A 20646-nucleotide genomic window follows, 5' to 3' on the forward strand; every position below is an offset into this window, starting at 1 on the left:
CGTCGGTTACATCCCCACCTCGATGCGCTCCTGGCTGCCGTGCAGCAGACCGACCATCAGGGTCAGGTACTCGCGCAGGTGGCGGGTGATCAGGTAGTTTTCCCAGATGAAGCGGCGGGCCCGCTCGCCCATCGCCTTGAGCAGCTCGCGGCGGTGCAGCAGGTAGCGGATGCGCAGCGCCGCCCCTTCGGGCGAGCGCACCAGGAAGCCGGTGTAGTGGTTGACCACCTGCAGGCGGATGCCGCCGGTGTCGCCGCCGATCACCGGCTTGCCCTTCCACATCCCCTCGGCCACGGTCAGGCCGAACCCCTCGCGCAGCGATTTCTGCAGCACGATGTCACTGGCCCGCTGCAGGGCGTTGATGGTGCGGTGGGCGTCGGCGGGCAGCTGCAGCACGTGGATGCGCGCATCACCCTCGGCGGCCTGGCGCACTTCGCCGAGCACCGCCTCGCCCTCCGGGTCGTCGCTGGCGCCGCCGCCGGCCAGCACCAACTGCAGCGGCACCAGCCGGCTTGCCAGCCGGTAGGACTCGATCACCCCCAGCGGGTCCTTGAAGCGATCGAAGCGCGAAACCTGCAGCACCATCGGCAGCTGCGGGTCGAGGCCGAAGCCGGTACAGGTCTGCTGCACCTCGCTGGCGGTCAGGTCGCGGTTCTTTTCGCTGAGCGGGTCGATGCTCGGGGCGATGATGTACTGGGGGTGGGGCAGGGGCTGGGCGAACTCGGGGAGCGAGAAGATGCTCGAGTCGTAGGGGGTGACCCATTTTTTCAGGTGCTTCCAGACCGGCCGGTGGGGGTGGCTGACGTCGATGTGGCAGCGCCAGATCCATTTGCCCTTGCGGTTGGGGCAAAACGCGAGCAGGGGGGCCGGCTGCGGGTCGTGGATGACGACGAAGTCGGCCTCCTCCAGGCTCTGGCGCAGCGCCTCAGCGTTGTCGCGGTTGGTCTGCTCGTAGGCCTGCAGCGCCTGTTCGGGGAGGTTTTGTGGCAGCCCCTGCAGGGCGTTGTGAAAGCCCTTGGTGCAGCGGTAGAAGGGGGCATCGCCGGAGATGGTTTCCCAGCGCGCCTCGATGCCGAAGGCCTGCTTGAGCGGGACCAGCTTGCGCAGAATCTCGGCCACCCCACCCCCCTCGCGGGTGGAGTTGACGTGCACCACCCGCGCTCCCTTGAGCGGAGCGGCCAACTGCTCCAGGTGATGGATGACGCCGCGCCCGGTGACCGCGGTGTAGGCGTCGATCAGCTCCCGGCCGCCCGTCTCTTCCCGCGTGGGGTTCATGCCCGAACCTCGAAATATTCCTGAAAGACCTCGCTGAGGATCTGGCGGATCTCCTTCAGCGAGGAGAAGTAGGGATCGACGCTGCGCAGCTGCCCGACCAGCGGCTGGTAGGCGGCGCCGAAACCCTCCAGCCAGGCGCTGAAATCGTCGCAGCGCTGCGCGGTGCGTTTGCGGGCGTCGATGAAGTGATAGTAGATGCTGCCGGTGGACAGTGACGGCAGGTAGGGGACCAGCCCCTCGGGGGTGCGAAAGTGCAGCCCGGAATCGAAGACCACGATCTGCGAGTGCAGAAAATGAAACTGCTGATCCGCCCTGGCCCAGGGGACCAGCTCGCTCTCCTCCAGGCGCTGTTCGACGATCTCGATCAGCTCCTGGCGCAGCGCCTCGAGGTCGTCGAAATCGGTGGGGCTGATCACGCTGAGCTGCTCGGCCAGGCGTTTTTCGTGCAGGCCGTGGTAGGTCCAGGAGGCGAAGTCGCTGTTGTACTCCGGTTCGTCGAACTGGGGCCGCAGCAGCCGACCCCAGAAATGGTGGTAGATGCTACCGGCCGGAACCCGCTGCAGCCCGTCGCGAAACTCGCGCAGGTTCTGGGCCTTGATGCCGGTGGCGATGGTAATCAGGGCGCAATCCCTGACCGCGAAGGGGATGGCATCGTTATGCGGGGAGCCCGGCTGCTCCATCCGATCCTCTTTTCCGACAGCAATTTCACCTTAATCCACCGGGCGGGAGTCCATCGCTGCGCCCGAATCCATGGGTTTACTTATAACACAGCCTAATCCGACCCGCAAAAAACCGGGTGCCGTTCCCGGCTGCGGGCCCCATTTGGTAGGCCATTATTTTTTCTTGACATCACCTGGCGCTTCCGTTATAAACGGGGCTCTCTTCGCCCAGATAGCTCAGTCGGTAGAGCAGAGGACTGAAAATCCTCGTGTCGGCAGTTCGATTCTGTCTCTGGGCACCATAAGAAACAAGGGGTTACGTCACTGGCGTAGCCCCTTTTTCTTTTCTTGGCACACTCCTGGTACACTCACCAACAAACAACCCCCGCAAACCACAACAATCATGGGAGTTTCAACCGCAGGCTTTTAAAGGGCTTCGCGGTCTTTTTTTGTCCTCTCACTGTACCGCCAGTGTACCATTCTGCATGCATCCCAATGCAAGCAATCAACAATACACAACAATCTGCAATAGACACGGTGAATTATAGTCATCGTTGATATTTCAGAAGCATTTCTGTATGCTCACCCAATCGCACAGGAGGTGAATTATGGCTGTCATCCAGGAGCGCAAAACCAAGGACGGGAAAATCAAGTATCGCGTGCTTGTCCGCATGAAGGGGTGCCCTCCCCAGTCGGCAACCTTTACCCGCAAAACTGATGCTAAGAAATGGGCTCAGGACACCGAATCTGCTATCCGTGACGGGCGACACTTCAAAACAGCAGAAGCCAAAAAGCACACCCTCGGAGAGCTAATCGACCGCTACCTGAGGGATGTCCTGCCCCACAAATCGTCAATCATGTCGAAGCAGAAGGTTCAGTATGAATGGTGGAAAGAGCAGCTAGGGTACAGCTTGCTGTCTGACTTGACGCCTGCCCTGGTTACTGAGTACCGGGATAAGCTTCTCAGGACACCGACTCCTACTGGAGACCAGCGTAGCCCTGCAACCGTGAACCGGTACATGGCTGCGCTATCTCATGCGCTAAATGTTGCCGTTAAGGAGTGGGGCTGGATTGAAGATTCGCCTATGCGGAAGATCAGCAAGCTGCGGGAGTCAAAAGGTGTGGTTCGCTATCTGGACGATGATGAGCGTGAAAGGCTGCTCAAGGCTTGCCAGAAGAGCGACAACAAGCAGCTCTATACTGTAGTGGTGCTTGCTCTTTCTACGGGGGCTCGAAAGATGGAGATCCTTGGGCTTACGTGGAAGGATGTGGATCTCAACGCGGGGGTGATCCGGTTGACCAAGACCAAAAACGGCGAGTGCAGAGTTCTGCCGTTACGTGGCCACGCAAAGGAGCTTGTCGTTGAGCTATCCAAGGTGCGCAGACTTGACACTGCACTTTTGTTCCCTGGAAACAATCCGAAATCACCGATGGAGATCCGGAAGCCCTGGGTTGCTGCTTTAGAGCAGGCGAGTATTGAAGATTTTCGCTTCCATGACCTGCGACACACAGCGGCCTCGTACCTTGCCATGAACGGTGCGACTTTGGCAGAGATTGCAGAGGTCTTAGGGCATAAGACCTTGGCCATGGTAAAGCGCTACTCGCATCTGTCAGAGGCACATACTGCAGGTGTTGTTGAGAGAATGAACGAGAAGATTTTTGGGGAGGGGTAAGCCTGTGAACAAGCAATACGCTGCCCCCTTGGAGGGCGCAATGAATCAACAATTTTGGTCATTTGACGAGATTGTTGAAGTTGCAACGAGCAATTGCCCTGAGGGGTCGGCAGGAAACACTGAGTACGATATTTCAAAATTCAAGGCAACTGTCGCCGATACTGTTCTCAAGGCAGCAAGGGACGGAAGGATAGCTCGCATAAAAGCGAACAAGCGCGGGGTCCTTTTTGACCCGGACAACCCAAATCACGAGATGCTGGCCAATTTGGGCCGCGGGGCTTTTCCCTTGGCGATGCTGGCATTTTTTTACCTGCTTGCCGAAATGGCCCCCGACGGTTTTCTGAAAGAGGGAATCTCGCCAGTTAAAGCGGCATTTGTTACCGTTACGTTGCCTTTGGGCTTCTTTTTCCTAGTGCCACCTTTCATCAGCATTTGGTTTACCCTTCAAAGCAGGCGGGCCAAGACACCTGGTGCAAAGCTGAAGCACACCATGAATTTGGCAGATTTCCATGGTGCAAGAGAAGACCTGTATGACTCGGACAACGCCATTTGCTTCCTTAACCAGCAGTTTAAGTTGAATATTCCGAGAGACCCCTTCCGGGCCTGGTCCGATCCATTCTTTAGGCGCAACGGGGATATCTGGATTGTCGGCTTTGAGGGCAAACAAGTTCTCCTGAGATCCGACAAGAAGACCCAAGACAGAAATGAGCGAATAGCCCATCTTCTGCGGGCTCCGTTCAAGGACTTCCCATGTGAGCAACTGGTTTCAAAGGGCTTGCCAGAAACGGACATGCCCCTGCATGAAAAAGACGTTGATGATGGATTTTCTCAACTCAAAAGCAACATAGGGGAAAGGGGGTTGACCCTCTCGCAAGTAGAAGCTGCCGCCAAAGAGTTGCAGGCTAGGGTTGAGAGGGCTCAGTCCGAGGGGAACATCGAACTCCTGGACGAACTGAAGGGACAACACCAACACCTTACGCGCTACCTCGAGGAAAGCAGAAAGGGAAAGCCCGACAGGAGCGCAGGCATTCGAGCACGGGATTCTCTTAAGAAGAACAAGGAGGCATTGGTAAAAGATGTCCTCGGGCGAAACCCTGAACTCGGAGAACATTTAAAAAATTACATCAATTTTTCTGGCACATCAGTAAGCTACAGGCCACCAGATGACGTGACCTGGGACATTGAATTTTAAAAACAGGGCTTGCCTTAGGGCGGGCCCTTTTTTTCTGAAAAAACAGCAAGATAAGGGTTAATTCCCCCCAAGGGACAGGTTCCTTCCCCCCTTTAGGGAGTGAACGCGGACAGGTCGAATCGGTTGATCGACCCACCCCGCAAAACCACTTTCCTAAAGGAGTTCACAATGTCAGAAACAATGCAGATTGAAGAAAGTCATGCCCCTCAGTCCCGTTTGATTCCTGTTGCAAAATGGAATGACTACCACCCCTGGCCACCCCAGGGCGGTCTCCGTTACCTCATCTTCCACGAAAAGACCAACGGCTTTGACTCCGTGGTTATTCGCATTGGCCGCGCTGTCCTGATCGACGAGGAAGCCTTCTTTGTCTGGGCACGCTCTCATCGGAAAGGGGGCAAGTAGCCATGAGCAATCATGACGAAAAAGCGTTGATGGTTTCGTGTGGTGCTATTCCTGAGCAAGCAGAGCTTGTGAATCAAATCGATTCGGAGGAATACGAATACATGGAAGAAGAAATTATCAGCGAAGATCCGTGGGAGGCGACTCGCACGTTCACCTCCCCCCTGACAGGACACAGCTTTGAGTTGAACCCTCAGGGCGTTTACTGGGTGCACAACAAAAAAGTGGTCAGCGAGTGGGAGGATGTCACGGAACCCCTCTGCGGTCCCTTGCGGGTTCTCGGAGTTGCACGCGACAGCGAGAACCGTGGCTGGAGCATCCTTCTGTTGGTCAAAGACCCTGAAGGCTTCGAGCACCCGCTTACCATTCGGAAAGACCAACTTGATGGCGAAACCATCACTCAGGCGCTGCGCTCCGCTGGCCTTACTGTTGTCGCCAGCTACAAGGCAAAAGAAATGCTGGTGACCTTTCTTCAGGAGTGTCCGCCCGAAGAGGAAAACCCGTTCAGGCTTACTGACAAAACAGGCTGGCATGACAAGGCATTTATTCTGCCTGACGGCAGAACTCTCGGACACGCTGAAGAAAACTACATCCTGACGAAAGGCAAACCGAAAGACCGGATGACCTTCACGCCATCGGGAAGGCATCAGGACTGGATCGATAATGTCAGCTATCTTTGCAACGGCAACGGTCGCCTTCTCTTTGCGGTGTCGGTTGCGTTTGTCGCGCCACTCTTGAGGTTGACGGGGAGTGAAGGCGGTGGATTCAACTTCGTTGGCGACAGCAGTACCGGCAAGTCGACGGCAATCACGGTCGGGGCTTCCGCCTACGGCCATCCCAAGCATTATGTTCAAAGCTGGCGAGCCACAAGTAACGGCCTGGAGTTTCTAGCCCAGCGGCACAACGACATGCTCATGGCGATCGATGAGATGGGACAAATGGCACCAAAAGAGATCGGTGAAGCTGCATATATGCTGGCTAACGGGCAAGGCAAGCAACGGATGAGTTCGTCAGTCGATATGCGCGACCGGCTGGAATGGACGACAATGATTCTCTCCTCGGGGGAGATTACCTTGGCAGAACACATGAGCGAGGGCGGCAAGAAAACCAAGGCGGGCCAGGAAGTCCGCCTGGCAGACATCCCTGCCGATGCGGGCAAGGGTCACGGACTCTTTGAAGAGCTGCACCACTGCACCAACGGTGCTGACTTTTCAAATACGTTGAAAGAAAACGCGCTCAAATATCACGGAACGGCCGTCCCCCTCTTTCTGCGTGGCATTACAACCAACATGGAGGGTTTTCACGAAGGCTATCGGCAAATCAAGGAAAGGTTCCTTGAAGAAAGCATGCCGACCGGATCGAGCAGTCAGGTGCGACGCCTGGCGGAAAAAATGGCCCTGATTGCTGCAGCTGGCGAGTTCGCTACCCATCTCGGCATTACCGGCTGGACTGAGACTGATGCTACCTGGGCGGCGGTAAAGTGCTTTGGAGACTGGATCAAGCTTCGCGGCGGAACGGATCGTCAGGAGGTTAATCAGATCATCAACCAAGCACGCAGCTTTATCGAGCGGCACGGCGATGCGCGGTTTGTCGAGATGAACTGGAACGGGAACCGGTATCTGGTAGATGAGGCGCGGACGGTTCACAATCGCGCTGGGTACAAACGCACCAAAGATGGCGAGACCGACTACCTGATCATGCCTTCGGCGTTCAATGAAGAAATCTGTGAAGGAATCAGTCGGGTGTCAGCCGTAAAGGTTCTGATCGATGCCGGCATTCTCATCCCGGGCAAAGGGGGGAACGCGACCACGACTCACCGGGTGCCAGATGTCGGGGTCATGAAGCTCTACCACTTCTCCGGGACTGTTCTTGCCGAGGAGTAGTGCTATTTTTGAGGTAACGAAGGTAACAGGGTAACGGTTGAAGCGAAGGCCGATTTAATGGGCTTTCGTAATCGCCACAAAGGTAACATCGATAGACGGAAAGGGTAACGGGGTTACGGCAAAAACGTAACCTTGTTGCCCTTTTGTCGTTTGGGGGAGCTGATGTGGGGTAACAAAAAATAGATCAGTTTTTCGGCGGGTTGCCGCTGCTGTTACCGCGCAACCGATGTTACCCAGAAAATAGGGGCAAGGTGTCAGGCGCGAGCAGAGACGCAAAAAATACAAAGTGTGAAAAGTGCAAACACTCTGAAAAACGGGGTTAAAAACCCCTTCTCATATAGCTCCAAAACCAAGCGAAAACAGCCATAAAGCAACGTGAAAACGTGATGTTACAGCCGCCTGGGCGTATGCAAAACACTCTGAAGTCGTGGTGCTATTTTCGGGCCCCAAAGATACCCACCCTGGCTTGTGTAAATGGCCAGAACTAAAGTCAAAATCACTTGGAGAGGGGAAAACAGAATAGGTAATCGGAGAATCGGTTCTGTGCCTATTTCCAACCCCAGGGGTCAAATCTGAAGAAAGGAGGATAACAGTCATGAATATTGAACAGTTAACAGGTATCGACATGAACCTCGTTGAACAGGTCGTTCACGAAGGTCGTCGCTACTACAAAGCCAAGGACATTTGCGGATTCCTCGGGATGCGCAATCCGAGCTATGCCATGCGCTACCTGAAGCCTGAAGAAAAAATCAAGGCCCGAAGCAACAATGGTGTTCGGAATTTCAGCATGTGGTTTGTGTCCGAATCTGGTGTCTACAAGCTGGTCCTGAAAAGCCGCTCACGTCGGGCTGCAAGGATTCGTAATCTTATCTGCGAAAGTCTGCTGCCGCAGATGACGGCAATGCGCACAAGTTAGGGCAGCAAGCATTGCCCATGAACCAATGAGGCGGACATCCCAGGCGGGGTGTTCCGCCTTTTTTTCTTTCTGCGCTGGCCAGCGTGTAACCAACACCCTAACCGCAGAAAGGAAGAATCACCATGAGTGCCTACGTGCAAAAGAGGCTGGATGCGATCGTCGCAGGGTTTGTCGAACAGCTTGAAAACGGGACTGCGCCCTGGATTAAGCCCTATGCCGGTGACGGAGCACTGCAGCTCCCCAAAAACCGATTGACCCGCAGGCCCTACAAAGGATTGAACGTGCTAATCCTGTGGGACGCTATGCTCAAGAACGGCTGGAGTGAGCCCTATTTCCTGACCTACAAGCAGTGCCAGATGATGGAGGGCCATGTGAAGTCGGGCAGTAAGGGAGTCACTGTCATCTTCTGGGGGCCAAAGGAGCGTGACGAAGACCAGGTTGATGAGGAGACCGGGGAGATCAAGCAGACCTTTATCCGCAAGTGCTATACGGTTTTCAACATCGGGCAGTGTGAGGGCATTCAACCAATCCCTAAGGCCCATATTTCACAGGAGCTTGGTGCTGCGGACAGAAATCCATTTGTGAATGAGTTTGTCGAGAGAGCAGGGGCCACAGTCGTTACTCGCAAGGGGGCAACACCCGCCTATGTGCCCAGTGCTGATTACATCATCATGCCGCCAGAGAGCGAGTTTATCAGGTTGCCCGAGTACCATGCTGCGGTGAGCCATGAGCTTGTTCACTGGTCAGGAGCAAAGCATCGGTTGGATCGTATGCAGGTGTGCAAGTATGGAGATAGGCAATACGCTTACGAGGAATTGGTTGCGGAACTAGGGGCTGCGTTTCTGTGTGCCTATCTGCAGGTGCCATTGCATCAGGTGCAGCATGCCGAGTATCTCGGTGCGTGGGTGTCGGTGCTCAAGGAGCACCCATCGGTATTGTGGAGTGCAGCGAGTAAGGCGACTCAGGCGTTCGAGTATCTGAAGGAGCTTGCGAAGTATGAGCTTCCAGAGGACCAGGAGGCCATAAGCCAGTAAGAGCACCTGGAGATTTCAAACGAACCAGCGAAAAGGGGCTTTGCTAGTAACGGCAGGCCCCTTCTGCTTTTTACAGAGGAGAGTTCACTATGACTTTACATACGCTGTTCAATAAAAAATCCGCCCCTGCATCCCTCAGGCTAAAGGTCATTCGCCCTGTCTATCAGCGCCTAACCATCAGCGAGCCCCAGGCTGACTACCTGCAGAACAGACGAATAACCTGCTCCAACGATGTCTACCAGCTGTTCCGGTTTCTCGCCCAGGAGAGCAAGGAACACTTCCTCTGCCTGCATTTGGACTCCAAGAACAAAATTCTCTGCGTTGACCTGGTTTCGAGCGGCTCCCTGAGTGCCTGTGTCGTGCATCCACGCGAGGTGCTGAAATCGTGTCTCCTCTCAAGCTGCGCAGCGCTGCTGTTACTGCACAACCATCCGAGCGGCAATGCCGAGCCATCACGAGAGGATATGGAGATTACGACACGCATCAAGGAAGGTGCCGAGATCATCGGTCTCAAGCTGCTTGATCATCTGGTCATTGGAGAGGGCGAGTACGTATCGCTTGCGGATCGTGGGATGCTCTGAATTCATGAGGTTCAGGTAACGGCATTCTTCTGGACAGGTTGCTATGAATGCACTAAAATAATTGGCTGAAGTTTTCGTGATTTCAGCTAGTTGCGAGAATTGTGTGAGGCTATGACGGGAGGGGCATCGCACCCCTAGATGCTCACCAGCTGACGCTGGCTCGTGTAGATCATTCTTTCAGAATCTATTTCAAGACACCTGCATGGCTTATCGCCACACAGTAAGAACCAGATGTATTGTGAGGTCGCTCGGCTTTGCACGTTTCGCTCGCTGGCGCTCGCCGCATAAGGCCGCCTTATGCGACATGCTTTTTTCTGGCGTAAAAAGTCCCAAAGCCTCCCTGAATATAACAGGTTTGTTATGTTGCCCCTCACAAGCCGTGAGACATATTCTGTCGCAGACTGCGTAGAGCATGTAGATACGTGGTGTAAAATGCATCACTTTGGTGTAGGGTGAGGCAAAATATTTGAGGAGGCTTCAGTTTCATGTCACCGAAAAAAAAGGTTGCCAGGATAACCGTCAGCCTGACTCAGGAAGAATATCTTGAGCTTGAGGCCGTTGCCCGCAGCAATGATGTCTCATTGAGCTGGGTTACGAGGCGTGCAATCAACGAGTACCTTGAAAGAAATGGTAAGGGCAGCGAATTGAGTCTGCCTTTTGATCCGAGACAATCTTCCTGATTTCTGAAGTGTTGATTTAGATTCGCGAGTATGGGTGACATATATTCGAGGGAGAAGAGAAGTGAAATCATGTCACGGGTCCGCAGTACGGACTCAGTGGCGGAAAGAAAAGTGCGCTCCGCTCTTCACAGAGCAGGATATCGCTTTAGATTGCACCGGAAGGACTTGCCAGGCAAGCCGGACATTGTGCTTACAAAGCACAAGCTGATTGTTTTTGTCCATGGTTGTTTTTGGCATAGACATGAAGGTTGTTCAAGGGCAACCATACCAAAAACTAATAGAGACTTTTGGGTGGAAAAATTTTCTCAGAATGTCGCACGAGACATGCGAGTTCGTAAAGAGCTCGAAGCTGCCGGATGGAAGGTTAGAATCGTCTGGGAGTGCGAAACAACGACGGGAAAGTTGCCCAGTGTTTTGTCCAAAATATTTGATTGAGCAGTAGATGGATTTGGAAAAGGGCATGACTTCTTATATGAAACTGGACAACAAAACAGGACCAATGACCGAATTGCAAATAAAAATTCAGAGCTCAACAACTCAGAGCGATTCTCCCCAAGCGGCCCTCTCCTTGGCTCCCACAAGGTCCTCGCATGATGCTGTGCCTGTTCGGTATAAGCCGAATAACGATGGCAGCTTAATTCGCGAGGTTCTGTGCGGATCCGAGTCGGTAACGAGCAGTTGCCAAGCGGTGTCTTTCAACCATTCCCATTTCACTCCGGACGAGGCATTCGACAAGGCTTGGCTTATGAGCGCTAGTAGACCTCAATGGTCTGGGCGGAGGGGAGATGTCCGAATTGCCGACCTCTTTTGCGGATGCGGGGGGATCAGTCTTGGTCTGATGGAGACGTGCCGTGCCTTGGGGAAAAGGCCAGATTATGTTTTCGCCTGCGAAATGATGCCGGACTACCTTGACGTATACTCAAGAAATTTCGATCCAGATTACAGCATTTCTGAACCGATAGAGAAAATATTCAATCGGGATGTGGGCGCCAGAGCTTCGGACAAAGAAAAGGAGTGGGGCAAAAAAATCGGGAACCTGACGATTGCTGTCGGCGGGCCTCCTTGCCAGGGACATTCGGATCTCAATAACTATACTCGACGCAGCGATCCAAGGAATTCACTGTACATGAAGATGGCCAGGTTCGCTGAAATCGTTGAACCGGAACACGTAATCATTGAAAATGTCCTTGGAGTCCGGCATGACAAGAATGGTGTTTTCGACACAACCGTGGAAGCACTGCTGAAGCTAGGGTACAGCGTAGACACACCATTGGTTAAGGGGGAAATGATCGGAGTTCCTCAGAGAAGACACAGGGCATTCATCGTGGCTTCTAAAACCAAGCCGCTTCATCAGGGGTACTTCGATTCGGCTCTTAAGGCACAGTATGTTCGGGAGCGCTCCGTGAGATGGGCCTGTGAGGACCTGCTGGATCTTGAGCAGCATTCCCCGATGGACGTTGAGTCCAAGCTGTCCGGCGTGAGCAAGGAAAGAGTTGACTGGATGTTTGAGAATGGCGCTTACGACTTGCCAGACCGCTTTCGTCCATCCTGCCACCGCGACAAGGACCATACCTACAAGTCGGTATATGGCAGGCTGTACTGGGACAAACCCGCGTGGACAATTACCACCGGATTCCTCGTCATGGGACAGGGCAGGTTCCTCCACCCCTTGAGGCGACGCGTTATTACTCCCCATGAAGCCGCCAGGCTCCAGTTTTTTCCCGACTTCTTCGACTTCGGGGTCCAGAAAAGGGGGGGGTATGCCAAGATGATCGGCAATGCCGTCCCAGCGAAAATGGCCTACGCAGTGGCCCTTGAACTGCTTAGATAATAACGTGGAGAGCAGATGAAGTCAGTTGGTTTGTTCGCCGGCATCGGCGGTGTTGAGCTGGGATTCGAACGCGCGGGCATACAATGCGTTCATCTTTGCGAAATCAATGAGGGCGCAGCTGAAGTGTTGAAAAGGGGGTTTCCAGGGGTCCCTTTGTCCTACGACGTAAAAAAGCTTACAACCATTCCGGATGTCGATATCGTCGCCGGCGGGTTTCCATGCCAGAACCTCAGCCTGGTGGGTGACAACAAGGGAATTCACGGAGAGAAGTCGGGTCTTGTCAATGATTTCTTTCGGTTGATTGAATCCAAGCGCAAGAAGCCTACGTGGATAGTACTTGAAAACGTGCCATTCATGCTCTGGCAGCGCAAAGGAGAGGCTATGCGATATGTCATCGGCTTACTTGAAGGCCTTGGCTATCGCTGGGCTTATCGGGTTGTCGATGCGCGCGCCTTCGGTCGTCCCCAAAGAAGAAGGAGGGTCCTGTTTGCCGCATCGAGAACGGAGGATCCTCGAACCGTTCTTTTTTCCGATGAGGCTTTCGCGGATTACGACACCGATCACGGAAACTCGCCGTGCGGATTCTATTGGACCGAAGGGAGGGCCGGTCTTGGTTGGGCGCCAAACGCGACACCGACACTTAAGGGCGGATCGTCGGTGGGGATTCCATCTCTTCCGGCAATCTGGTTCAGAAGAACAGGCGAACTGGCCACACCTCATATCTGCGATGCCGAAAGGCTCCAGGGGTTTCGAGCCGGTTGGACCGATGTGGAAGTAAACGGAAAGCCCATCAGATTGGGATTCAGATGTGGGATGGTGGGCAATGCGGTGTCCGTTCCGATGGCAAAATGGCTGGGAGGGCGCCTGGTCAAACCCGGCACATACGAGTCCGATCGCACAATGCCGCAATACGACGGCGGTGTCTGGCCGAATGCCGCATGGGGAGAGAAGGGCAAGGTCTTTCCAGTAGAAATAACCGAGTACCCGAAGAAATACAAATATAAGGGCCTTGAGGAATTTTTAAAGTACCCGACCAAGCCTCTTTCCGAAAGGGCCGCTTCCGGTTTCCTGAAGCGCGCCCGGTCGGGAAAGTTGCGCTTCGCTGAGGGTTTTCTCGAAGCTGTTGAGGCGCACATATATGAGTCTCAAGAGGTATAAACAGGGGAGGGGACCATGGACAAGGATGAACTCGTAGAACTGTTTAAACCAACGCCGACCCAAAGGGAGGGGAGGGCTCAGGTCGATAACGCAAAAGTTTCGGCTGCCTATCGGGAGCTCTCAAGTCGCACAGGCATCCCCGAGCAGTGCTTTGACTATCGGGCGGTAAGCGAGCCAAATGCCGTAACTCGCGCTCCTTCAGAAAGCATTGGCAAGCGCTTCTACCAGACCGCAGGTGGTAACGACATAAACGAATGGGTCTTCTTTGCCCGTGTCGGCGTTGAGATAACAAGTCTTGAAGCAATTGCAAGTAGCCTCCGCCAGAAGTTGGTAGGAGCGTGCTCCTTGGCCATCCTCTTTGCCACCCAGCAGGACTGGCGGGTATATAAAATTTTTTATGCGCAAGGCCATCGCGGAAAGGCAGAAAAGATAGCCGAAATTTTTGAGGTAGAAGGTGATGCCCTAGTGGAGCTGGGCCCTTTCATCTCTTTCAGGACCGCGCCCCAAATACCCGGCGGCGCATCGGTGCCCGATCTTTCGGGCGCGATTCGAATTCCCAAGCCATTCATGCTGCTGGCTGGCATTTCCGGAACTGGCAAAACCCGATTTGTTAGAGAACAAGCCAAGTTGTCATCGGATGCGCATGGACTGAAGCTTGGCGATAATTACCGCTTGATCCCTGTTCGGCCGGATTGGCATGAGCCTTCTGACTTGCTCGGATACATATCCCGAATTGGCCAGAACGGCGCACGTTACATCGTCAGTGATCTGTTGAGGTTCATTGTGTCTGCGTGGAAGGCATCTGCTCAGTCGGCCAATGAGGCAGGCATTGTTTGTAAAGACCCCGGAGAAATGTGCCCTTTCTGGCTTTGTCTTGACGAGATGAATCTCGCACCTGTCGAACAATACTTTGCTGATTACCTTTCGATTCTGGAAACACGAAACTGGACAGATGGCAAATACGCATGTGAACCGCTGCTTAAATCATCGAAGATTTTGGAATTGTGTGCCGATGGCCAGAAAGATCTCTGGAAAGACTTGGGAATTGATGGTGACGATGGATTGTCCGTCGGATTTCGGGAATATTTCGTTTCAGAAAATGGAGGTATTTCGTTGCCGCCAAATTTGATAATTGCCGGCACAGTTAATATGGACGAAACTACCCATGGGTTCTCCCGTAAGGTCATCGACCGGGCGTTGACAATCGATTTCGGCGAATTTTATCCGAACGACTACGCAGAGTTTTATGAACCTAAGTTTCAACCCAAGCCCTTGTCTTTTCCAATACTTTCACAGGTTGAGAAAGCGTGTCTTTCCGGGGTTGAAGCCGATCCGGATGGCAGCAAAACAATTGCCTTCTTGTCGGCTTTAAACGACGTCCTTTCCGGTACCCCTTTCGAGTTGGCGTATCGTGCGCTCAATGAAGCCTTGCTTTCGGTTGTTTGCTTTGCCCCTTCCGGTGACGAACAGCTCCAGGCTGTCTGGGATGATTTTCTGATGATGAAGGTTCTGCCCAGAATTGAGGGCGATCGGGAAAAACTCCAAGACGACGGTGCGCAAAGCCTTTTGACGCGGCTTTCTGAAACCTTGGAAGCTCAGCTCCCCCTGGTATGGAATTCTGAGCGCACCGATCTTCTGCGGGAAACGATAGCAGGCGAGCAGTCAAAGTTGGAGTCGTGCCGCAGCAGAAAAAAGATTGAGTGGATGCGGGAAAAGCTCAATAACAACGGCGTTACGGCCTTCTGGCCCTGATCAATCAACGATTATTTTCAGATCGTATCAGACGGTATGCCTGAGATACTGAAACTCATAACCCATGATTGGACTCTAGCTGTTTGGACCAAAGATGTCGAAACGCCACGAAACAGGCTTTCCGACACTTTGGCTACGCGCGGCAAAATCTTGCCGGTCGGTGCGGTCAGGCTGACGCCGCCTGTGGCATCCCTTAAATACATCATCGAAGACCGCGGGACAGAAGAAACCGCTCCGGGAAACGCCGTACCCCTACCCTCACCCATATTTTTCGAGAATCGCACCTACGAGTTTGATTTTCAGTTTTCTTCTAGCGTCGATGGTTCGTTTCAGCCCGAAATCCTTCATCGGTTGAATTCAGTCGTCGCAGGCTTTCGTTTCACCGGTTCGAGCCTGAGGGGTACCATCAATTTCGGCAATGATGTCGGATGGGTTCGCCTCGGCTTGAAATACGCGACATGTTCAAAAGTAGTCGAACAATTTGTTACCTTTGAGGTCCTCCCGACCAAAATGGACCTGGAGGGAGATTTCAATCTCATCCATCGGGTCATAGATGAAACATATCCGCTCTGGCGTTTCTCCTTCGCACAGAAAACGGATCAGACCCTCTCCAGAATTAGAAAGCCTCACGAGCGATTCTTCCTTCTCTGGCTGGCCAACTTTAATAGCCTCCGTGCGGAATTGGAAGATGCCACCATGTTGATCTGTCGATCTCCTCACTCGAGGTTGCTCCCTGAGGAGCGTTTCCTGAGAGCGGATCGACTTAAGGGCAGGATATCCCCGAAACTTGAAGAGCGTGTAGCTCGACAGTTAAGAGAAGGAGAGTCACACCGTCGTCACAGGGTTGAAACGAAAAAACTATCCGTTGATACGCCAGAGAACAGATTCGTAAAAATGGTCCTGAACCGCTGTGCCAGAGACCTGTCCGTATTCATAGGCAAGTCAAGGCATATGAATAGCCAAACGGATAAGCCGCGACTCAGTGAGGCCTTTTTTGGGGAACTCGACGGGTGGTACAAAACGTTGCGGCAACGTTTGGCCGATCCTTTGTTTAGAGAAGTTGGCGACTTCAACGGGCTCTCAAGTGAATCGCTGGTTTTGCATCACCGGGCAGGTTATGCGAAAGCATATCGAATCTGGCAGGAGCTCAAACTTTATCTTGATCTCTTTGGCCGGCACGCCTCAATTTCTTTGAAATCCATTTCAGAGTTATATGAAGTCTGGTGTTTTCTGGAAATTCGCCGAATCCTACTTGAAAGGCTCGACTTCAAGGAAGTTAAATCGAAAAAAGCATTGCTGAAATTCAAGGATTTTGAAAAAAGTATGAGGGATGGTATCGGTGCCGCCTTCGAATTCGAACGTCCCGATGGCCTCCGAATAAGGCTGGCCCATGAACCGAGTTTCTCAACCGCTTCAAACCCGAAGGCGGGAAAGATCTATTCTTGGACAACCACGCAAGAACCGGACATCTTTCTTGAAGCCTCTTTTCCGTCCGGTGATCGTATTCACTGGGTATTTGATGCCAAGTATAGGATAGAGGACGCTGAAGAAAGCCTCGACTTGATACCTGAAGAAGCAATCAACCAAATGCATCGTTATAGGGATGCCCTGATTTATCTGTCCGAAGCAGACGATGGCACCTTGGAAAAGAGTCGCCCCGTTGTAGGGGCCTTCGTGCTCTACCCCGGGTGGTTTGATGACGGGGAAAAGGAGAATCCCTATACCGGAGCGATTGACGCTGTCGGTATTGGTGGTTTCCCCCTACTGCCGGGTGCGAATAATCTCTGGCTGGAGTCTTTCTTGCGCGAACGTTTGGGAGACCTGTCCGGGATGGAAAAACCTTATCCTGAGGCTTCGCCGGATATTCATTACTTGAGGGAACCGGTGCGTATCTATTCTACTGGTTTAGCCGGTGGCCACTACCAAGATCTAACACTTGTCGCACAACCTAAAAATCACAATAAAGAGTATATAAATAGGTTCAGGAGTGGTGGTCCACGGTGGTATCACGTCCCCGTCGACACAACTGTTAAAAAACAGATTTCGCGTGCAATGATGCGTGAAATCAGAAATTGTGCCTTTGCAGTTCACCATCCTGGCGAACCTAATCGTCGTATTGAGTATCTTTATGATGTCCTGTCGGTGAAAGTTGTAAAACGTAAAGAATTGACACATGAACAGGCGGGGCTGGTTAAACCAGGGGACGAGTCTGATTATTGGTTGCTGGAACTCGGCTCATCCCGGTGTTTGCAATCGCCCGTAATTGTTCCGGGTTTAAGGGGCTTCAGATTTCGACTAACCGGAGCGAAAGAGCTTCTAATGGCTGCAGACTGGGGAGAGTTGCCGGTCAGATATGCCTTGGATAGATTCTTTTAATAGTGAGGCAACTACCCAACTCCAAAACACATAAATAGGTCGCTACAATACTGCTTACTAGTGATCTTTAGCTTTTGGGGTGGAGACTTTATGGTACACTCCTGGTACACTTGAAATCAAAAGTTGGCAAAAAACACCAATGGTCCACAAAAAAGAAAGCCTCTAAGGCGCCGATTTCTTTAAGTTCTTTTATTGGTGGGAGTTTCCTTTTTTTGCATTTCCATGACTGAAAATCCTCGTGTCGGCAGTTCGATTCTGTCTCTGGGCACCATAAAGAAACAAGGGGTTGCGGCTTGCGCTGCAACCCCTTTTTCTTTTTTCTGGCAGGCCGGGTTTCACGAGGCCTGCGCCATCTCCTTCTCCTCCTGCCGGCCCTGCAGGCGGGCCGTTCCCCACTGGCACATCAGCTCGAGTATCGGCACCACTTCCCAGCCGGTTTTGGTCAGCGAATACTCCACCCGCGGCGGCACCTCGGGAAAAACCTCGCGGTGCACCATGCCGTCGCGCTCCAGTTCGCGCAGCTGCTGGGTGAGCATCTTCTGCGTCACCCCCGGCAGGCGCCGCCGCAGCTGGCTGAAGCGCAGGGTCTTGCGCTTCAGGTGCCAGAGGATCACCCCTTTCCATTTCCCGCCGATGACCTCGAGGGTCACCTCGACGCCGCACTTGTAGTCTGGTTCCGTAGCCTGCATATATTTTCCTTCCAAATGGCCGAAAATACTTAAAGGTATCTTTTTGGTATCTACATTACTAAAAAGTCAGTACTTGATAAAAGAAACTATACCTGTTTAATTATGCCCAGGCAAGAGACAATTCCAAACGCCGCCGCGGCGCGCTTGTTCTTCGGCGAACCCATGGTTAACTATGGGGGTTGATGACCAGCCGCATGGCGGACCACCCCAGAGGAGGAAGCGAATGACGCCCGAAACCTTTACCGCCCTGATTGTCGAGCAGCCCGAGCCGAAAAAATTCACCCGCCGCATAGGCAGGAAAAAAATCAGCGAGCTGCCCGAGGGCGAGCTGCTGGTCAAGGTCCATTATTCGTCGCTGAACTTCAAGGACGCCCTGTCGGCCACCGGCAACCCGGGGGTGACCCGCAACTTCCCCCACACCCCGGGCATCGACGCCGCCGGCGAGGTGGTGGAGTGCGCCGACGGCAGCTTCGCCCCGGGCGACAAGGTCATCGTCACCAGCTATGATCTGGGGATGGAGACCGACGGCGGCTACGGCCAGTACATCCGCGTCCCCGCCAAGTGGGCGGTGCGGCTGCCGGCGGGGCTGTCGCTGCGCGAGAGCATGATCCTCGGCACCGCCGGGTTCACCGCCGGGCTTTCGGTGCTGCGGTTGGCGGAGAAGGTCCAGCCCGGCGACGGCGACATCCTGGTCACCGGAGCTACCGGCGGGGTGGGGAGCCTGGCGGTGGACATCCTGGCCAAGGCCGGCTACCGCGTGGTGGCCGCCACCGGCAAGGCGAGCGAGGCGGATTTTCTCAAAAAGCTCGGCGCCGCCGAGGTGATCGGCCGCGAGGAGGTCACAGCTGGTTCTGAACGGCCGATGATGAAGACCCGCTGGGCCGGGGTGGTCGATGCCGTCGGCGGGGACATCCTGGCCGCCGCCATCAAGTCCACCAAGTACGGCGGGGTGGTGACCTGCTGCGGACTGGTCGCCTCGCCCGAGCTGAATATCAACGTTTTCCCCTTTATCCTGCGCGGGGTCAGCCTGCACGGCATCGACAGCGCCGAGTGCCCCATGGAACCGCGCCGCCAGGTCTGGGAAAAGCTGGCCGGCCCCTGGAAACTGGACAATCTCGAGGCAACCGCCACCGAGGTGACCCTGGCCGGTCTCGAAGAGAAGATCGCCGCCATCCTCAAGGGGCAGGTTCGCGGCCGCACCCTGGTCAACCTGCTGGGGAGTTGATGAATCGCTCATAAGTGGTAAAATTGCTCCAATGAAAACCGGAAGGACTTGTTGTTCTTCCGGTTTTCACCTGTCTGGGGAAGGTGGACCATGCCGCGGCGGAGGGCTGCTTCGACCGCGGGGCGAGGAGCGCTATGAACATTCACGAGTACCAGGCCAAGGAGATCCTCACCAGCTACGACATCCCGGTGCCGCGGGGGCGGGTGGCGATGACCGCCGACCAGGTGGAGCGGGCGGCCAAGATGCTGGGCGGCCGCTGCATGGTCAAGGCGCAGATCTACGCCGGCGGCCGCGGCAAGGCGGGCGGGGTGAAGCTGGTGCACCACCCGGAGCAGGCCCACGAGCTGGCCAAGGACCTCTTCGGCAGGCGCCTGGTGACCCCCCAGACCGGTCCGGAGGGGCTCAAGGTGCGGCGTATCCTGGTCGAGGAGACGGTGGAGGTGGCCCGCGAGTTCTACCTCTCCATCACCCTGGATCGCTCCAGCAGCCGCTACTGCATCATCGCTTCGGCCGAAGGCGGGGTGGACATCGAGGAGACCGCCGCCCGCCACCCGGAGAAGATCCACAAGCTCACCATCGACCCCTTCACCGGGCTGCGCCCCTTCCAGGCGCGCAAGATCGCCCTCGGCCTGGGGCTCACCGGGGCCCTGGCCGAGGACTGCGTCACCCTGGTCCTCAATCTCTACCGCTGCTGCCAGGAAAAAGACTGCTCACTGGTGGAGATCAACCCCCTGGTGGTGACCAAGGCCGAGTGGCTGCTGGCCATGGACGCCAAGATCAATTTCGACGACAACGCGCTGTTTCGCCACTGGGAGTACAACGACATGGTCGATTACTCGCAGATGGACCCGCTGGAGATCAGCGCCGGCAAGTTCGACCTGGCCTACATCAAGCTGGCCGGCGACATCGGCTGCATGGTCAACGGCGCGGGGCTGGCCATGGCCACCCTCGACGTGCTCCATGAATGCGGCGGCGAGCCGGCCAACTTCCTCGACGTCGGCGGCGGGGCGACCCGCGAGAAGGTGGCCGAGGCCTTCAAGATCATCCTCCAGGACCAGGCCGTGAGGGGGGTGTTCGTCAACATCTTCGGCGGCATCATGCGCTGCGACGTCATCGCCCAGGGGATCATCGAGGCCGCCGCCGAGGTGCACTGCACCCTGCCCATTGTGGTGCGCATGGACGGCTCGCAGGTCGAGGAGGGGAAACAGCTGCTGCTCGGCTCGGGGCTCAACGTGCAGTGCGTCGACACCCTGGGGGCGGGGGCAAGCCGCATCGTCGAGATGGTGCGAGGAGGGCAGGCGTAGGGGCAGGCCTGGTGCCTGC

The 20646-nt window shown here is 54.7% G+C and carries 18 protein-coding genes and 1 tRNA gene; 16 read left to right on the forward strand and 3 right to left on the reverse strand.

Annotated features, from left to right (window positions below; all coding sequences use genetic code 11):
- Nucleotides 1-6 precede the first annotated feature (6 nt).
- Nucleotides 7-1275, reverse strand: coding sequence for a glycosyltransferase (locus DESUT3_RS00670; protein WP_221250545.1), 1269 nt, complete (start codon nt 1273-1275; stop codon nt 7-9).
- The gene (locus DESUT3_RS00675; RefSeq protein ID WP_221250546.1) at nt 1272-1955 is read right to left on the reverse strand and encodes a DUF5752 family protein; all 684 of its coding nucleotides are present in this window, start codon (nt 1953-1955) and stop codon (nt 1272-1274) included. Before DESUT3_RS00675 ends, DESUT3_RS00670 begins: the two co-directional genes overlap by 4 nt.
- A gap of 205 nt (nt 1956-2160) precedes the next feature.
- Here DESUT3_RS00675 and DESUT3_RS00680 point away from each other — a divergent pair.
- The 14 genes from DESUT3_RS00680 to DESUT3_RS00745 all read left to right on the forward strand — a co-directional run bounded on the left by DESUT3_RS00680 (nt 2161) and on the right by DESUT3_RS00745 (nt 17409).
- Nucleotides 2161-2236: transfer RNA gene (locus DESUT3_RS00680), tRNA-Phe, on the forward strand.
- A gap of 306 nt (nt 2237-2542) precedes the next feature.
- Nucleotides 2543-3607 carry a tyrosine-type recombinase/integrase gene (locus tag DESUT3_RS00685; RefSeq protein WP_221250547.1) on the forward strand — a complete coding sequence of 355 codons (1065 nt, stop codon included), beginning with the start codon at nt 2543-2545 and terminating at the stop codon, nt 3605-3607.
- Between the two features lie 4 nt (nt 3608-3611).
- On the forward strand, nt 3612-4799 hold the full coding sequence (locus DESUT3_RS00690; protein WP_221250548.1) for a hypothetical protein: 1188 nt from the start codon (nt 3612-3614) through the stop codon (nt 4797-4799).
- Nucleotides 4800-4967: 168 nt separating this feature from the next.
- Complete coding sequence (locus tag DESUT3_RS00695) at nt 4968-5201, forward strand: hypothetical protein (protein ID WP_225911585.1); 234 nt, start codon at nt 4968-4970, stop codon at nt 5199-5201.
- Nucleotides 5202-5203: 2 nt separating this feature from the next.
- Nucleotides 5204-7081: a DUF927 domain-containing protein gene (locus tag DESUT3_RS00700; RefSeq protein ID WP_221250549.1), complete on the forward strand. Its 1878-nt coding sequence runs from the start codon at nt 5204-5206 to the stop codon at nt 7079-7081.
- A gap of 595 nt (nt 7082-7676) precedes the next feature.
- Nucleotides 7677-7997, forward strand: coding sequence for a BRO-N domain-containing protein (locus tag DESUT3_RS00705; RefSeq protein WP_221250550.1), 321 nt, complete (start codon nt 7677-7679; stop codon nt 7995-7997).
- 122 nt (nt 7998-8119) lie between these two features.
- The gene (locus DESUT3_RS00710) at nt 8120-9031 is read left to right on the forward strand and encodes an ArdC family protein (RefSeq protein WP_221250551.1); all 912 of its coding nucleotides are present in this window, start codon (nt 8120-8122) and stop codon (nt 9029-9031) included.
- 89 nt (nt 9032-9120) lie between these two features.
- Entirely contained in the window at nt 9121-9612 is a 492-nt protein-coding gene (locus DESUT3_RS00715) for a JAB domain-containing protein (RefSeq protein ID WP_221250552.1), read from the forward strand.
- Nucleotides 9613-10097: 485 nt separating this feature from the next.
- Nucleotides 10098-10292, forward strand: coding sequence for a ribbon-helix-helix domain-containing protein (locus tag DESUT3_RS00720; RefSeq protein WP_221250553.1), 195 nt, complete (start codon nt 10098-10100; stop codon nt 10290-10292).
- Nucleotides 10293-10322: 30 nt separating this feature from the next.
- Entirely contained in the window at nt 10323-10727 is a 405-nt protein-coding gene (locus tag DESUT3_RS21275) for a very short patch repair endonuclease (RefSeq protein WP_221250554.1), read from the forward strand.
- A gap of 310 nt (nt 10728-11037) precedes the next feature.
- On the forward strand, nt 11038-12123 hold the full coding sequence (locus DESUT3_RS00730; protein WP_221250555.1) for a DNA cytosine methyltransferase: 1086 nt from the start codon (nt 11038-11040) through the stop codon (nt 12121-12123).
- A 15-nt stretch (nt 12124-12138) separates the two neighbouring features.
- Nucleotides 12139-13281 carry a DNA cytosine methyltransferase gene (locus DESUT3_RS00735; protein ID WP_221250556.1) on the forward strand — a complete coding sequence of 381 codons (1143 nt, stop codon included), beginning with the start codon at nt 12139-12141 and terminating at the stop codon, nt 13279-13281.
- A 15-nt stretch (nt 13282-13296) separates the two neighbouring features.
- Nucleotides 13297-15033 carry an McrB family protein gene (locus DESUT3_RS00740; RefSeq protein WP_221250557.1) on the forward strand — a complete coding sequence of 579 codons (1737 nt, stop codon included), beginning with the start codon at nt 13297-13299 and terminating at the stop codon, nt 15031-15033.
- A 36-nt stretch (nt 15034-15069) separates the two neighbouring features.
- Complete coding sequence (locus DESUT3_RS00745; RefSeq protein ID WP_221250558.1) at nt 15070-17409, forward strand: restriction endonuclease-like protein; 2340 nt, start codon at nt 15070-15072, stop codon at nt 17407-17409.
- Nucleotides 17410-17744: 335 nt separating this feature from the next.
- Here the strand turns inward: DESUT3_RS00745 and DESUT3_RS00750 are convergent, their stop codons facing one another.
- On the reverse strand, nt 17745-18098 hold the full coding sequence (locus DESUT3_RS00750) for a winged helix-turn-helix transcriptional regulator (RefSeq protein ID WP_221250559.1): 354 nt from the start codon (nt 18096-18098) through the stop codon (nt 17745-17747).
- Between the two features lie 223 nt (nt 18099-18321).
- Between DESUT3_RS00750 and DESUT3_RS00755 the strand changes: the two genes are divergently transcribed.
- Both DESUT3_RS00755 and sucC read left to right on the forward strand, forming a co-directional pair.
- Complete coding sequence (locus DESUT3_RS00755) at nt 18322-19323, forward strand: YhdH/YhfP family quinone oxidoreductase (protein ID WP_221250560.1); 1002 nt, start codon at nt 18322-18324, stop codon at nt 19321-19323.
- 134 nt (nt 19324-19457) lie between these two features.
- Nucleotides 19458-20627, forward strand: a complete 1170-nt coding sequence (sucC, locus tag DESUT3_RS00760; RefSeq protein ID WP_221250561.1) for an ADP-forming succinate--CoA ligase subunit beta — start codon at nt 19458-19460, stop codon at nt 20625-20627.
- Nucleotides 20628-20646: the final 19 nt, after the last annotated feature.

Source organism: Desulfuromonas versatilis, from assembly GCF_019704135.1.
In the GTDB taxonomy this organism is placed as follows: Bacteria; Desulfobacterota; Desulfuromonadia; order Desulfuromonadales; family NIT-T3; genus Desulfuromonas_A; species Desulfuromonas_A versatilis.